Source organism: Halomonas sp. 328 (genome assembly GCF_015645095.1).
Classification (GTDB): Bacteria; Pseudomonadota; Gammaproteobacteria; order Pseudomonadales; family Halomonadaceae; genus Bisbaumannia.
On sequence record NZ_JADOTW010000011.1, the window covers coordinates 45,571 to 58,711 of the forward strand.

General features: G+C 68.4%; 13 protein-coding genes. 8 read left to right on the forward strand and 5 right to left on the reverse strand.

Annotated features, from left to right (window positions below; all coding sequences use genetic code 11):
• Positions 1 to 44 precede the first annotated feature (44 nt).
• The 3 genes from IHD13_RS07155 (at position 45) to IHD13_RS07165 (ending at position 5,228) form a co-directional block, all read left to right on the forward strand.
• On the forward strand, positions 45 to 1,232 hold the full coding sequence (locus tag IHD13_RS07155) for an efflux RND transporter periplasmic adaptor subunit (protein WP_195860353.1): 1,188 nt from the start codon (positions 45 to 47) through the stop codon (positions 1,230 to 1,232).
• Positions 1,232 to 4,411, forward strand: a complete 3,180-nt coding sequence (locus IHD13_RS07160; protein WP_195860354.1) for an efflux RND transporter permease subunit — start codon at positions 1,232 to 1,234, stop codon at positions 4,409 to 4,411. The genes IHD13_RS07155 and IHD13_RS07160 overlap by 1 nt, the downstream gene beginning before the upstream one ends.
• 148 nt (positions 4,412 to 4,559) lie before the next feature.
• The gene (locus tag IHD13_RS07165; RefSeq protein ID WP_195860355.1) at positions 4,560 to 5,228 is read left to right on the forward strand and encodes a hypothetical protein; all 669 of its coding nucleotides are present in this window, start codon (positions 4,560 to 4,562) and stop codon (positions 5,226 to 5,228) included.
• A 7-nt stretch (positions 5,229 to 5,235) separates the two neighbouring features.
• Here IHD13_RS07165 and IHD13_RS07170 read toward each other — a convergent pair whose 3' ends face one another.
• Positions 5,236 to 6,120: an alpha/beta fold hydrolase gene (locus IHD13_RS07170; protein ID WP_195860356.1), complete on the reverse strand. Its 885-nt coding sequence runs from the start codon at positions 6,118 to 6,120 to the stop codon at positions 5,236 to 5,238.
• Positions 6,121 to 6,200: 80 nt separating this feature from the next.
• Complete coding sequence (locus IHD13_RS07175) at positions 6,201 to 6,815, reverse strand: TetR family transcriptional regulator (RefSeq protein WP_195860357.1); 615 nt, start codon at positions 6,813 to 6,815, stop codon at positions 6,201 to 6,203.
• Between the two features lie 168 nt (positions 6,816 to 6,983).
• Here IHD13_RS07175 and IHD13_RS07180 point away from each other — a divergent pair, with 168 nt between their 5' ends.
• Positions 6,984 to 8,021, forward strand: coding sequence for a succinylglutamate desuccinylase/aspartoacylase family protein (locus IHD13_RS07180; protein ID WP_195860358.1), 1,038 nt, complete (start codon positions 6,984 to 6,986; stop codon positions 8,019 to 8,021).
• On the opposite strand, the gene dusA is transcribed toward IHD13_RS07180, so the two are convergent.
• Positions 8,014 to 9,024 carry a tRNA dihydrouridine(20/20a) synthase DusA gene (dusA, locus tag IHD13_RS07185; RefSeq protein ID WP_195860359.1) on the reverse strand — a complete coding sequence of 337 codons (1,011 nt, stop codon included), beginning with the start codon at positions 9,022 to 9,024 and terminating at the stop codon, positions 8,014 to 8,016. The genes IHD13_RS07180 and dusA overlap by 8 nt on opposite strands.
• A 195-nt stretch (positions 9,025 to 9,219) precedes the next feature.
• On the opposite strand from dusA, the gene IHD13_RS07190 reads away from it, so the two are divergent.
• From IHD13_RS07190 to IHD13_RS07200, 3 genes are all read left to right on the forward strand, one after another.
• Entirely contained in the window at positions 9,220 to 9,414 is a 195-nt protein-coding gene (locus IHD13_RS07190; protein WP_195860360.1) for a hypothetical protein, read from the forward strand.
• A gap of 78 nt (positions 9,415 to 9,492) precedes the next feature.
• Entirely contained in the window at positions 9,493 to 9,804 is a 312-nt protein-coding gene (locus IHD13_RS07195) for a TraR/DksA family transcriptional regulator (protein ID WP_195860361.1), read from the forward strand.
• Between the two features lie 90 nt (positions 9,805 to 9,894).
• Positions 9,895 to 10,449, forward strand: coding sequence for a hypothetical protein (locus IHD13_RS07200; protein ID WP_195860362.1), 555 nt, complete (start codon positions 9,895 to 9,897; stop codon positions 10,447 to 10,449).
• 16 nt (positions 10,450 to 10,465) lie between these two features.
• Here IHD13_RS07200 and IHD13_RS07205 read toward each other — a convergent pair whose 3' ends face one another.
• Positions 10,466 to 10,981 carry a helix-turn-helix domain-containing protein gene (locus tag IHD13_RS07205; RefSeq protein ID WP_195860363.1) on the reverse strand — a complete coding sequence of 172 codons (516 nt, stop codon included), beginning with the start codon at positions 10,979 to 10,981 and terminating at the stop codon, positions 10,466 to 10,468.
• Between the two features lie 425 nt (positions 10,982 to 11,406).
• On the opposite strand from IHD13_RS07205, the gene IHD13_RS07210 reads away from it, so the two are divergent.
• Positions 11,407 to 12,306: a LysR family transcriptional regulator gene (locus IHD13_RS07210; RefSeq protein ID WP_195860364.1), complete on the forward strand. Its 900-nt coding sequence runs from the start codon at positions 11,407 to 11,409 to the stop codon at positions 12,304 to 12,306.
• Between the two features lie 12 nt (positions 12,307 to 12,318).
• Here the strand turns inward: IHD13_RS07210 and IHD13_RS07215 are convergent, their stop codons facing one another.
• Positions 12,319 to 13,059 (reverse strand): SDR family NAD(P)-dependent oxidoreductase, encoded by a 741-nt coding sequence (locus IHD13_RS07215; protein ID WP_195860365.1) that lies wholly within the window; start codon positions 13,057 to 13,059, stop codon positions 12,319 to 12,321.
• Positions 13,060 to 13,141: the final 82 nt, after the last annotated feature.

Genomic DNA, 13,141 nt, shown 5'->3' on the forward strand with positions numbered 1-13,141 from the left:
AATCTCCGCGATATTTCGCGCATACACAGGGATCGACACACCATATGAATGCCTTAACTCGTCGTGGCCTCGTCGGCCTGCTGGTGGGCGCGGCAGCCTCGCTGCTTGTCGCTTGTGGGCAGGATGACGCGCCGCAACAACAGGCCGCCCAGGAGCGGCCGCCCTTGCCGATGACAGTCATGGAGATGGCGCATCGGGATCTGCCCCTGGAGAAGTCCTATCCGGCGCTGCTGCGCAGCGACGACGAGGTGACCCTGGTGGCCCGGGTCACCGGTTTCCTCGAGGCACGGCACTTCGAGCCGGGCGAGCTGGTGGAGGCGGGCCAGCCGCTCTACACCATCGAGCCGGACCTCTACCAGGCCCAGGTCAATCAGCGCGAGGCCGACCTGCAGAGCGCCCGGGCCCAGCTCTCCCGGGCCCAGCGCGATGCCGAGCGCTTCGAGCGGCTGCTGAGCCAGAACTCGGTCAGCCGCCAGCAGGTGGACCAGGCCCGTGCCGAGCTGAACGTGGCCCGGGCCAATGTGGCCCAGGCCGAGGCCGCCCTGGCCAGTGCCACCATCGATCTCGACTACGCCCAGGTCACCGCGCCGGTCAGCGGCATGATCGGCCTGAGTCAGATCAACGTGGGCAACCTGGTCAATGTGGGCACCGAGCTGGCCACCATCACCCCGCTGGACCCGCTGGAGGTGCGCTTCCAGTTGCCCCAGCAGGAGGCCCTGGAGCTGCGCCGTCAGTTGCAGGATCAGGAGCTCTCCACGATCGGTGCCACCCTGCAGGTGCCGGGACAGGAGGTCCTCGAGGGACGCTTGAGCTTCCTCGGTTCGCGGGTCGGCGAGGGCACCAGTACCGTCCAGGCCGCTGCCGTCTTCGCCAACCCCGAGGCCGGCGTGCTGCCGGGGCAGTTCGTGCGGGTACGTATCGAGGGGCTCAAGCGCTTCGCGGTACTGGCGGTGCCGGAGATCGCCGTGACCCAGGGGTTGATGGGCCCCCAGGTGTTCGTGCTCGACGAGGAGAACCTGGCCCGGGCACGCCCGGTGGCGCTGGGTGACGGGGCGGGTCCCTGGCAGATCATCCGCGAGGGCCTCGCGCCCGGTGACCGCGTCGTGGTGGGCGACCCCGCCGGCCTGCAGCCGGGCACCCGGATCGATCCGCAGCCCTTCGATGGACCGGAGGCGGCGCCCAGCAGCGAGGCGATGGAAGCTGCCGCTGAGGCGGCCGAGGACGACGCCTGATGAACTTCTCCAACTTCTTCATCAAGCGGCCGATCTTCGCCACGGTGCTGGCGATCATCCTCACCGTGATCGGGATAGTGAGCATGCGGGTGCTGCCCATCGAGCAGTACCCCAGCGTGGTGCCGCCCACGGTTTCGGTGCAGGCCACCTTCCCCGGGGCCAATGCCGAGACGGTGGCCCAGACGGTGGCCGCCCCGCTGGCGGAGGCGATCAATGGCGTCGAGAACATGCTCTACATGACCTCGAACAGCGCCGATAACGGCCTGATGAGCCTGGACGTGGCCTTCGATATCGGCACCGACGGCGATATCAACACCATCAACGTCAATAACCGGGTGCAGGGGGCGCTCTCCCAGCTGCCGGAGGCGGTGCAGGCCCAGGGCGTCACGGTATCGCTGAAGTCCAGCTCGATCCTGATGCTGGTGGCGCTGATCTCGCCGGAGGGCGACTACGACAACGTCTACATGCAGAACTACGCCACCCTCAATATCCTCGACGAGCTGCGCCAGGTGCCCGGCGTCGGCGAGGCGTCGGTGCTGGGGGGCGGCGATTTCGCCATGCGCGTGTGGATGGACCCGGACAAGCTGGCCCAGTATGACCTGACCCCCACCGAGGTGGCCCGGGCGATTCGCGCCCAGAACACCGAGGTGCCGGCGGGTAGCCTGGCGGCCACGCCCCAGAGCGAGCCGCGGGCCTACACCTATACCATCACCGCCGGTGGGCGACTCTCCAGCGTCGATGATTTCCGCGATATCTTCCTGCGTACCAACCCGGATGGCTCGGCGCTGCGCCTGTCGGATGTGGCGCGCATCGAGCTGGGGGCCTCCTTCTACGGCGTGGAGGCGCGACTCAACGGCGCCGAGATGACGCCGATCATCATCAACCAGCAGCCCGGGGCCAATGCCCTGGAGACCGCCGAGGCGGTGCGTAGCACCATGGAGGGCCTGGCCGGGCGCTTCCCGCCGGGGCTCGAGTACGTGGTGCCCTACGACACCACCCTGTTTATCGACGCCTCCGTGGAAACGGTGAAGCATGTCTTCATCGAGGCCTTCCTGATCGTCGGCGTGATCCTGTTCATCTTCCTGCAGAACTGGCGTTTCACGGTGATCGCCATGTCGGTGGTGCCGGTCTCGGTGCTGGCCACCTTCGCCGGCTTCTACCTGTTCGGCTTCTCGATCAACCTGTTGACGCTGTTCGCCCTGGTGCTCTCCATCGGTATCGTGGTGGATGACGCCATCCTGGTGGTGGAGAACGTGGAGCGGGTGCTCGCCGAGGACGAGGAGATCAGCGTTCGCCAGGCCACCATCCAGGCCATGAAGGAGGTCGGCGGGCCGGTCATCGCCACCTCGCTGATCATGGCGGCGGTGTTCGTGCCGGTGGCCTTCCTGGGGGGCTTCACCGGGCAGATCTACCAGCAGTTCGCCCTGACGGTGGCGATCTCGGTGGCCTTCTCGGCGCTGATGGCGCTGACCTTCACCCCGGCCCTGTCGGCGATCTTCATCAAGCACAAGCCCAAGCTGGGGCAGTCGAAGCTGATGCGCGCCATCCATACGCCGCTGCGCCTCTTCGATCGCCTCTTCGCCGGCATCACCGCCGCCTACATGTGGGTGGTCAAGGCGCTGGTGCGCTTCTGGGGGCTGGCGCTGCTGCTCACCGCCCTGGTGGGCGCGGGCTCCTGGTGGCTCTACCAGACCACGCCCTCGACCCTGGTGCCGGAGACCGACCAGGGCATCGTGCTGGCCGCGGTGCAGTTGCCGGATTCCGCCTCCCTGGCGCGGACCCGGGAATACATGGCCGAGCTCAGCGAGCGCATCGAGCAGATCCCCGGGGTGAACTACTCCACGGCGGTGGCCGGCTACGACATCCTCTCCAGCGCGGTGAACACGGCGCGGGGGATCATGTTCATCAGCCTGGATTCCTGGGAGGAGCGGGAACTGACCGCCGATGAGCTGGTGGGCCGCATCATGCAGCTGGGCGCCGAGGTGCCGGGGGGCTCGGCCATGGCCTTCAACGTGCCGCCGATCATGGGGCTCTCCACCACCGGGGGCTTCACCGGCTACCTGCAGTCCTTCGACGGCGCCTCGCCCCAGGAGCTGTTCCAGGCCTCCCTGGCGGTGATGCAGGCGGCCAACGAGCATCCGGCCCTGCAGCAGGTGTTCACCACCTTCAACGTCAACGTGCCCTCCTTCCGCGCCGAGATCGATCGCCAGAAGGCGCTCAGCTATGGCGTGGCCCTGGAGGATCTCAATGCCACCCTGTCGAACACCTTCGGCAACGGCTTCGTCAACTTCTTCAGTTACCAGAACCGCAACTTCCAGGTCTATCTGCAGAACGAGGACGAGTTCCGCCGTACCCCGGACGACATCGGCAACGTCTATGTGCGCGGCGGCAACGGCGAGCGCATCCCGCTCTCCGAGTTCGTGACCCTGGAGCGTCAGACCGCGCCGGCGGTGGTGTCGCGCTTCGGCGTCTACCTGGGCGCCCAGTTCCAGGGCGGCGCGGCGCCGGGCTACAGCTCCGCCCAGGCGATCACCGCCATGGAGGAGGTGGTGTCCGAGACACTGGGCAGCGGCTGGGGCATGGGCTGGACCGGGACCGCCTACCAGGAGAGCCAGCTGGGCAACACCGCGGTGCTGGCCATCGTCTTCGGCATCCTGATGGTGTTCCTGATCCTGGCGGCCCAGTACGAGAGCTGGTCGCTGCCGCTGGCGGTGCTGACGGCGACGCCCTTCGCCTTCCTGGGGGGCATCGGCGGCATCGTCCTGCGTGGCCTCGACACCAGCGTCTATGTGGAGATCGGCATGCTGGTGGTGGTGGGGCTGGCGGCGAAGAACGCCATCCTGATCGTCGAGTTCGCCGAGCTGCAGCGCAAGGAGCTGGGCAAGACGATTCGCGAGGCGGCCGTCATCGCCGCGGAGCTGCGCTTCCGACCCATCGTGATGACCTCCCTGGCGTTTATCTTCGGCACCCTGCCGCTGGCCCTGGCCACCGGCGCCAGCGACGTCAGCAGCCACCATATCGGCACTACGGTGGCGGTGGGCATGGCCTCGGTGGCGGTGCTGGGCAGCCTCTTCGTGCCCAGCTTCTATGCCATGATCGCCAGCGTCTCTGACCGGTTGCGGCGCCGGCTGAGTGGCGAGCCGACCCCGCCGGCTCTGGAGGAGGGGGCGACCCGTTAATCCAGGCATCGGTGAGAATCGCGCGGGCTCCCGGTAGGGGGCCCGCGCTTTTTTCTGGGCGAGCACCGGCCATGGTCTACGCTGATTAGAGAAAACTACTTTGTCGGCTAAGCACTTCGTTGGCTAAACACCGATCAAGGAGCGCGCCATGGATGTCCTGATTGCCACCCTCGTCGGTTTCCCGCTGGGAGTCTTCACCCTGGCCCTGGGGCTCCTGGCCCTCTACTGGCTGCTGGTGGCGCTACGCCTGGCGCCATTGGAGCTCTTCGAGCACGACAGCCTCAAGGGCGACCACCTGGCCAGCACCCTGGTGGCCCTGGGCTTCGCCGGGGTGCCGGCGACCTTCGCCCTGACCGTGCTGCTGGCGATCGCCGCGGCCTTGACCCTGGTCCTGGAGCTCCTGGTGCTGCGCTGGCTGCCGCTGGGGCTGTTCCGCATCCCGGTGGGGGTGGCGGTGCTGTGGGCGGCCCTGGCCCTGGCCTCGCCCCTGGCCGCCGCGCTCTGCCATGCCCTGCACCGCTGGTTCCATCGCCATGCGGGGCGGCGCTGCCTGCTGGGGGAGACGGTGGTGGTCCAGAGCGACTGCGGCGGCGACGACTGCACCCGGGCGGCCCTGGAGGACGACCCGGGGCATGGGGTGCGCCTGCATGGCAAGGCGGGGGCCTTGCCGCGGGCCGGCGAGCGCCGGGTGCTGGTCAAGTACCTGGCCGGGGAGGAGAGCTATCGCAGCGTGCCGTTGAGCGAGTTCGAGGAGGCGCGCAGCCGGGTGCATCGCCTGCGTCGCGGCCGGCGGCCGCGGCGTGCCGCTCCCCAGTGAGGCTGGCTCAGGAGCGGCTCACCAGGCGCAGCAGCCGTTGCCGCCACCCGGGCCGGGGCGATCCCGACAGGAAGGCACGAATCGGCTCCACCTGGGCCGGGGTATCGAGCATGGGGGCATGGCCGCATCCCGCCACCTCCAGGGTCACCAGGCCGGGCTGGACCTCGGCCATGCGCGCCACCGCCGCCTGGCTGAGCAGCGCCGAGCGGGCGCCGCGGATCGTCATCAGGGGGCAGGCCAGGGCGGCCCAGTCCTGCCAGGTATCCCGGGGCCGATCATGAATGAATTGCTCGACGATGCGCGGATCGTAGTGGAAGGTCCAGCCGCCATCGGGCAAGCGGCGGGCGCTGCTCAGGGCCAGCTCCCGCCAGCCCTGCTCATCGCTGATGCCGAAGTCGGCATGGTGGCGACGCAGCTCCCGGCACAGGTCGCCGAAGCGGCTGAAGTAGCGCGGCATGGCGAAGTAGCCGCCCAGCTCCACCAGGCCCTGGAGTTCCAGCTCCGGTCCCACGTCATTGAGAATCAGCCGCTCGATGCGGGATCCGTGCTGGGCATCCGCCGCCAGCAGCATGCCCAGCAGGCCGCCCATGGAGGTGCCCAGCCAGGCGGCCCGGGGCAGGGCGAAGTGATCGAGCAGTTGCAGGGCCAGGGCCTGGTAGCGCTCGTAGCGGTAGTCGTAGGCGGGAAACAGCGGCCAGCTGGAGAGGCCGCGGCCCGGGGTGTCCGGGGCCAGGATGCGCCAGCCGGGCCCCAGGAGCCGTGCCAGGGGCGCGAAGTCGCCGCCATGTCGGGAAAGGCCGTGCCAGGCGATCAGGGTGCGGGAAGCCCTGGGGTGCCAGATGCGCACCGCCACCTCCGCTTCGCCCAGGGGAATCAGGGCCAGGTCGTCCATGGCGCTCTCTCCACGGGTGGGGCCAGGCCTTCAGTATAGCGGAGCTTTGTTGCAATGCAGCAAATTGCGCCGAAGTGGGCTCAGGAGCGGCTCACCAGGCGCAGCAGGGTCCCCACCAGCTCATTGCCCCGGGCCTCGATGGAGAAATCGTCGGGGTTGCGCAGCCAGTCGTGGAAGAGACCGCCCAGGGTCGCTTGCAGCAGCTGGGCCGCCTGTTCGGGGGCGATATCGTCGCGCAGCAGGCCTTGGGCGGCGGCACAGGCGAAATACTCCTCCAGGGCGCCGCAGGACTCGTTCGCCATGGCGTTCTGCATGGCGATGGGGTCGATGTCGCCGAAGAATTCGCAGCGATGAATCAGGATCGAGTAGACCCGCTGGTAGCGGGGCTGCGCCAGGCGGACGAAGCCCTTGTGACAGGCCAGCCGAATGGCTTCCAGCGGGGAATCGCCGTGGCTGTCGGCGTCGACCTCCTCCACCAGTTCCTGGAAGGGCAGGCGGACGCGATCCAGCAGGGCGGCGAAGAGGTCACCCTTGTTCTTGAAGTGCCAGTAAACGGCGCCCCGGGTCATGCCGGCCTGGCGGGCGATCTCCTCCAGGGAGGTGCGGGCCACTCCCTTGGCGTAGAATACCGCCTCGGCGGCCTCCAGTAGCGCCTCGCGGGTCGCCTCGGCTTCGGCTTTGGTCTTGCGGGCCATATCGGGTCTCGGTGATGCGGGGAGTGCCTCCTAGTTTACCCCAGTCATCGTGAAACTTACATTCATGATTGTATATATAAGCCGTTGCCGGGCGTTGAGGCCCGGGGCTCGTGCCGAAGCGCTCGGACGAGTATAAGGAAACCAGCCTTTCGACATAGGAAGTGTGCCATGGCGCGTGCCCCCTTCGAACTCGCCGGCGTCAAGGTGGCGCCCGGTGCCCGGGCCCAGATCGATGTCCCGGTGGCCAAGCTCTATACCCATGCGCCCCTGCATATCCCGGTGGAGGTGATCCACGGCCGCCAGAGCGGGCCGGTGCTGCTGGTATGCGGGGCCATCCATGGCGACGAGATCAATGGCGTGGAGATCGTGCGCCGCCTGCTGCGTTCCAGTGCCGTGCGCGGCCTGCGCGGCACCCTGATCGCCGTGCCCATCGTCAATGTGTTCGGCTTCGTCCAGCACAGCCGCTACCTGCCCGATCGCCGCGACCTCAACCGCTGCTTCCCCGGCAGCGAGGCGGGCTCCCTGGGCTCCCGGGTGGCGGCGCTGTTCCGCGAGCAGATCGTCGACCTGGCCACCCATATCATCGACCTGCATACCGGGGCCATTCACCGCACCAATTTGCCGCAGATCCGCGCCCAGCTGACCCCCGGAGGCGAGACCGAGGCGATGGCCATGGCCTTCGGCGTGCCGGTGATCCTCAATGCCGAGCTGCGCGAGGGCAGCCTGCGCCATTATGCCCAGGGCAACGGGGTGCCGGTGCTTACCTATGAGGCGGGGGAGGCGCTGCGCTTCGACGAGTGGGCCATCGCTCCCGGGGTGCGCGGGGTGCGCCGGGTGATGCGCAGCATCGGCATGCTGACCAGCGACCGTCGCCGGGCCGCGCCGCCCGCCGCCGAGGTGGCCAATGGCTCCAGCTGGGCCCGGGCCACCATCGACGGCATCCTGCGCCCCAAGGTGCGCCTTGGCGCCCGGGTCGCCAAGGGCGAGCTGCTGGGGGTGGTGGCGGATCCCTTCGGTAACGTGGAGGGGGAGGTGCGCGCCAACGCCGACGGCATCGTGATCGGCATGAGCAACCTGCCCCTGGCCAACGAGGGGGAGGCGCTCTTCCACGTGGCGCGTTTCGATGCCATCGAGGAGGCGGAGAGCGCCATCGAGACCTTCCAATCCGACTATGAATCGCTACCCGAGGGATTGAACCTCAAGTAGTGGCGGGCTCCGGGGCGCGCTGGGCGGGGTGCTCCGGGACCAGGCCCAGGGCATCGTCGAAGACCGCCAGCCCGGCCCCCTCGCGGTGGGCGTGCTCGGAGAGGTGGCGGCGGAACTTGCGCCCTCCCGGGCAACCCTGGAAGAGGCCCAGCAGGTGGCGGGTCAGGTGGTTGAGTCGGGCCCCCTCTGCGAGACGCCGGGCGATATAGGGGCGGAAGGCCCGGGCCGCGGCATGGCGGTTCTCGGCGGGGCCAGGCTCGCCATAGAGGGCCGCGTCGACGCCGGCCAGCAGCCAGGGGTTCTGGTAAGCCTCGCGGCCGACCATCACGCTATCCACGTGCTCGAGCTGCTCGCGGCACTCGTCGAGGGTCTTGATGCCGCCGTTGATGCCGATATGCAGCGCCGGCCGCTCGGCCTTGAGGCGGTGCACCCGGGGGTAGTTGAGGGGCGGGATATCCCGGTTCTCCTTGGGGGAGAGTCCCTGCAGCCAGGCCTTGCGGGCATGCACGATAAAGGTGTCGCAGCCGGCATCGGCCACCACCTCGATAAAGTGTGCCAGGTCGGCGTCCTCGTCCTGGTCGTCGATGCCGATGCGGCACTTCACCGTCACCGGGATCGACACCGCCTCGCGCATCGCCTTCACCGCCGCCGCCACCTTGTCGGGGTGGCCCATCAGGCAGGCGCCGATCAGGTTGTTCTGGACCCGGTCGCTGGGGCAACCCACGTTGAGGTTGACCTCGTCATAGCCCCAGGCCTCGGCGATGGCTGCGCACTCGGCCAGCTCGCCGGCATCGCTGCCGCCCAGCTGCAGGGCCAGGGGGTGTTCCACCGGGTCGTAGCCGAGGAAGCGTTTCCGGGGGCTGCCATGAATCAGGGCCCCGGTGGTGACCATCTCGGTATAGAGCAGCGCCCGCCGGCTCAGGGTGCGGGCGAAGGCGCGGTAGTCACGGGTCGTCCACTCCATCATGGGGGCAACGGAGAAGGTGCGGTCGAGTCGGGGCATCGGCATCACGGGGTCGATCGGAAGAGGCGCCCATTCTACCAGCCCCGCCGCGGGATGCGAGGGGTGAGTGAGTGTTCGCTGGGTGGGGGCCTTATGGTCAGGACGGATAGGGGCTATGGGGGATGGTCGCCTGGCCCTGGTGTCGATGGGCGGGTATAACGGCGCCTTTATCGGGATAGTTCAAGGAGACGAGAGATGATCGAGACCCTGGCGACCGCCGCCATGTTCGTGATCTTCGTGGCCGCCTGGTTGGGCATCGCCATCGCCCTGGGGCGCCGGGGCGTCAACTGGCTGCTGCGCCAGCTGGTGGCCATGGGCGTGGCCTTCCTGCTGGCCATGGCCTTCGTGGCCCTGTTGCTGTGGCTGGGCGTGATCGGCGCTCCCGCCTGAGTTGACTCGGGTCAGGGCCGAGGCGGCGTGACTGTGCTATCACCTAAGGCACGACAGGTCATGGCGAGTGAGACGACGATGAGCGAACGACACGAGACCCTGCAGCGCCTGCGTGACGACCTGGAGGCGCGCCTGGCGCGCTACCGGGACCATCGGCGCCGCCCCCTGGACAAGGACAGCCGCGAGCAGGCCGGCGAGGTGCAGAACGACGAGGTGGTGGAGGCCCTGGATCAGGAGGCCCGCGAGGAGCTGGCCCAGGTGCGGCATGCCCTGGCGCGCCTCGAGGCGGGGGAGGGCGAGCTCTGCGAGCGGTGTGGCGAGGCGATCGATCCGCGCCGCCTGGTGGCCCTCCCATACACCACCCGCTGCCTGCGTTGCGCCGATGGCTGAGAGCATGGCCGGCGTGACACGCACCCGTTAAGACGAACCGCCGAGGGCGATGATAGTCTAGACAGGCATTGATCTCTCGGGAGGAGTTTCATGGAGGCGAGGCGCCGACTGACCTGGATGGGCGTGGTAATCCTGACATTGAGTGTGGCCGGCTGTGGCGGCGAGGCGGAAGAGACGTCGCCTCCCGAGCCGTCTCCCGACCCCGTGGCAGCGGTCGCCGAGCCCCAGGAGGCGGTGCCCGACGAGACGGCGGTTTCCCTGGACGCTCCGGTCTGGGTCGAGCTCGAGCCCGCGGTGCGGCCCGACCGGCGCCTGAGTGTCGCCGGCGAGACCAACCTGCCCGAGGGGACGCGGCTGCTGATCGTGGTGGTGCGTGATGCCAGTGGCGTCAGCTGGCGCCACCGTACCCAGGTCGGCGAGGCGGGGCGCTTCGAGGTGGGGCCCTTCGGCCCCGGCAGCGGCCTGGCGGCCGGGGGCTATACCCTGCGCCTGGAGATGTCGCCGGGTAACCTGCAACCGGCCTCGGTTCAGGCGGTCATCGGTACCCAGGGCGAGCACCTCGCTGGCGACTGGGTGCGGGAGGCCGGTCATGGCCTGGGGCAGGTGATCGAGTACCGGACCACCTACGAGCTGGGCCATCGTTGATGGCCCAGCGGCGACGTCAGTCGTCCAGGCGGACCCAGCGCGACACCAGCTTGCCATGCAGGGCGAGTCCGGTGGCCTCGGCCTCGAGGCGACGCAGGTCCAGCCTCTCCTGCTCCTCCACCAGGTAGTACCCCGGCCCCAGATAGCGGCTCACCGGCTGAATGGCGGCCAGGGCGTTTGCCGGCAGGGCCTCGAAGGGCTCGTCGGCGGCCGGCGTCACCAGATAGGCGGGAGCCTTCTGCCCCTCCAGCATCAGCGTCGGCGCGCCCTGGCCCTGCCAGGGCAGGGGCAGGTGGTGGGAAAGGCGCAGCGGCTGCTGTCCGCCTCCCGCCCCGTCATCCAGCAGGTGACTGAGCGGGCAACCCAGCGCCTCGGCGAGGGCCACCAGGCGCTCATGGCCGATCTGCTTGATGGCCCCCGATTCCCAATAGGAGATGGTGACATCGGAGACGCCGACCAGGCGAGCCAGGGCGGCCTTGTTGAGCTGGGCTTGAATACGGAGCTGCTTGATTCGGGGACCGAGCGATTCCATCGAAGTCTCTCGTCAGCGTGAAAGGGAATTGCCGCGGAATATCGGCCTCGTGGCATCGACCACGGAAGATCAACGATAGTTCGGCGGCGCTGATGTGACAACGACGGATCGGTTAAGTTGCGTTTGCTCTTGGTGTCCGCACGGAACGCGGCAAAAGAAAAGCGGGCCGGTTGTCGAAGAACATCCGGCCGCGCGCAAAGCAGATATGCACTGAAGGCGTCATCCAGGCCGGCCGTGACCGGCCCGATGGCGTAGACCCGTCGAGTGAGCGAAGGCTCGTCTCGGCAGGCAGGGCCAGTATAGTCAGTCGGCATTTGCGGAATAAGTGGGTACAATCGAAAACTAGTGTTTCCATAATGGAAACATTGTCCGAGGCATGGCCCGGCGCATGGCCTGCTCGAATTCCCCGGTAGAGGAGGTCCGCGGTGGCGACCCTGGATGCGCTCAAGGTGTTCGTGGAAGTCGTGCGCAGCGGCAGCTTTACCGCGGCGGCGCGGCGGCTGGGCATCTCCAAGTCGCTGGCCTCCAAGCGGGTGGCGGCCCTGGAGGAGGAGCTCGGGGTCAGCCTGCTCAACCGCTCGACCCGCTCCCTGCACCTCACCGAGGCGGGCCAGATCTACTACGAGCATGGCCTGCGCATTCGCGAGGAGCTGGCCTCGGCGGAGGCTCAGGTGCAGTCGGTCACCGCGCGCCCCCGGGGGCAGCTCAAGGTCAGCGCCCAGGTCAGCTTCGGCTTCATGTACCTGGCCGAGCCCACCACCGCCTTTATGCGTCGTTATCCGGACGTGGCGGTGGAGATCCTCCTCGAGGATCAGCGTTTCGAGCCCATCGACGATGCCGTGGACCTGGCCATCCGCATGGGGCCCCTGCCGCCCTCCAGCCTGGTCTCGCGGCCGCTGTGCAAGGTGGTCTATGGCCTCTACGCGGCGCCGGACTACCTGGCGCGGATCCATCAGCCGCTGCACCACCCCCAGGATATCGCCCAGCACGACACCATCTTCTATGGCAACTACGACCTGGGGGCCCACTGGCGCTTCTCGCTGAATGATCAGCCCCTGGACGTGGAGCCCCATTCACGGCTGGTGATCAATAACCTGCTGGGGGTGGTGGAGGCCGCCAAGGCGGGCTTCGGCCTGGCCTATCTGCCCACCTTCGCGGCCCGGGCGGCGGTGGAGGAGGGGCGCCTGGTGCCCCTGCTGCAGCCCTACTGGAACGAGCACGGCAGCATGCTGGTGCTGTTCCGCTCCCGTAAGTACCTGCCCGACAAGACCCGGGCCTACCTCGACTTCATCACCGACTGGTTCCACGAACACCTGGTGCTGTAGGAAGCCCCGGTCCTACCAGGGGATGGGGTCGCCGGCCCAGTCCCAGAAGCTGCCGCTCTCCTCGGCGCGGCGCTGGCCGATCACCTCGAGCAACCGCTCGGCGACGAAGGCGGGGGTAAACAGCTTGCCTTTCGGCACTCGGGCCTGGAAGGGGCGGGAGAGGGCGCTGTCGGTGGTGCCGGGATGCAGGCAGAGCACGCAACTCTGTGGGTTCAGTCGCCGGAGCTCCACGGCGGCGGTACGCATCAACATGTTATGGGCAGCCTTGCTGGCCCGGTAGCCGTACCAGCCGCCCAGGCGGTTGTCCTCGATCGAACCGACCCGCGCCGAGAGGCTGGCGATCAGGGCCGGATGCTGTCCCTTGAGGGCCAGCAGCAGCGCCTGGAGCAGCAAGGCCGGGGTGATGGCATTGACCCGATAGAGATGCTGCAAGGCGGCCTCATCGAGCTCCTCCAGGCGCTTTTCCGGAAAGGTCGCGCCCTCGTGCAGGATACCGATGGCATTGAACCAGAGGTGCAGCGGGGTGTCGGCCAGGGTCTCGGCGATGGCCCGGCGCCCCGCCTCGCGCTCCACATCGGCCTCGAGCCAGGTCAGCCGGGCGTCGGCGAGATCGCCGGGGCGCGGGCGGCGACTCACGGCGATGACCCGGGCGGGGCGGGAATCGGCCAGCAGGGCGCGAACCACCGCATCGCCGATGGCGCCGGAGGCGCCGGTCACCAGGGCGGTAAAGGCATCGGGCAGGTTGGGTAGCATGGGGCACTCCTTGCGTCGTTTCGCTATGCAGGTGACCGTCTGACGCATCTCGGGTTCCGGTGGCTGCTGGGGAGGGGGGGAG

Bases quoted from the DNA above. Each gene is read 5' to 3' on its own strand.
- IHD13_RS07180 (WP_195860358.1), top strand. From the start codon at position 6,984: ATGGCGCGTGCCCCCTTCGAACTCGCCGGCGTCAAGGTGGCGCCCGGT.
- IHD13_RS07195 (WP_195860361.1), top strand. From the start codon at position 9,493: ATGAGCGAACGACACGAGACCCTGCAGCGCCTGCGTGACGACCTGGAG.
- IHD13_RS07165 (WP_195860355.1), top strand. From the start codon at position 4,560: ATGGATGTCCTGATTGCCACCCTCGTCGGTTTCCCGCTGGGAGTCTTC.
- IHD13_RS07190 (WP_195860360.1), top strand. From the start codon at position 9,220: ATGATCGAGACCCTGGCGACCGCCGCCATGTTCGTGATCTTCGTGGCC.
- IHD13_RS07215 (WP_195860365.1), bottom strand. From the start codon at position 13,059: ATGCTACCCAACCTGCCCGATGCCTTTACCGCCCTGGTGACCGGCGCC.
- dusA (WP_195860359.1), bottom strand. From the start codon at position 9,024: ATGCCCCGACTCGACCGCACCTTCTCCGTTGCCCCCATGATGGAGTGG.
- IHD13_RS07175 (WP_195860357.1), bottom strand. From the start codon at position 6,815: ATGGCCCGCAAGACCAAAGCCGAAGCCGAGGCGACCCGCGAGGCGCTA.
- IHD13_RS07160 (WP_195860354.1), top strand. From the start codon at position 1,232: ATGAACTTCTCCAACTTCTTCATCAAGCGGCCGATCTTCGCCACGGTG.
- IHD13_RS07200 (WP_195860362.1), top strand. From the start codon at position 9,895: ATGGAGGCGAGGCGCCGACTGACCTGGATGGGCGTGGTAATCCTGACA.
- IHD13_RS07205 (WP_195860363.1), bottom strand. From the start codon at position 10,981: ATGGAATCGCTCGGTCCCCGAATCAAGCAGCTCCGTATTCAAGCCCAG.
- IHD13_RS07155 (WP_195860353.1), top strand. From the start codon at position 45: ATGAATGCCTTAACTCGTCGTGGCCTCGTCGGCCTGCTGGTGGGCGCG.
- IHD13_RS07170 (WP_195860356.1), bottom strand. From the start codon at position 6,120: ATGGACGACCTGGCCCTGATTCCCCTGGGCGAAGCGGAGGTGGCGGTG.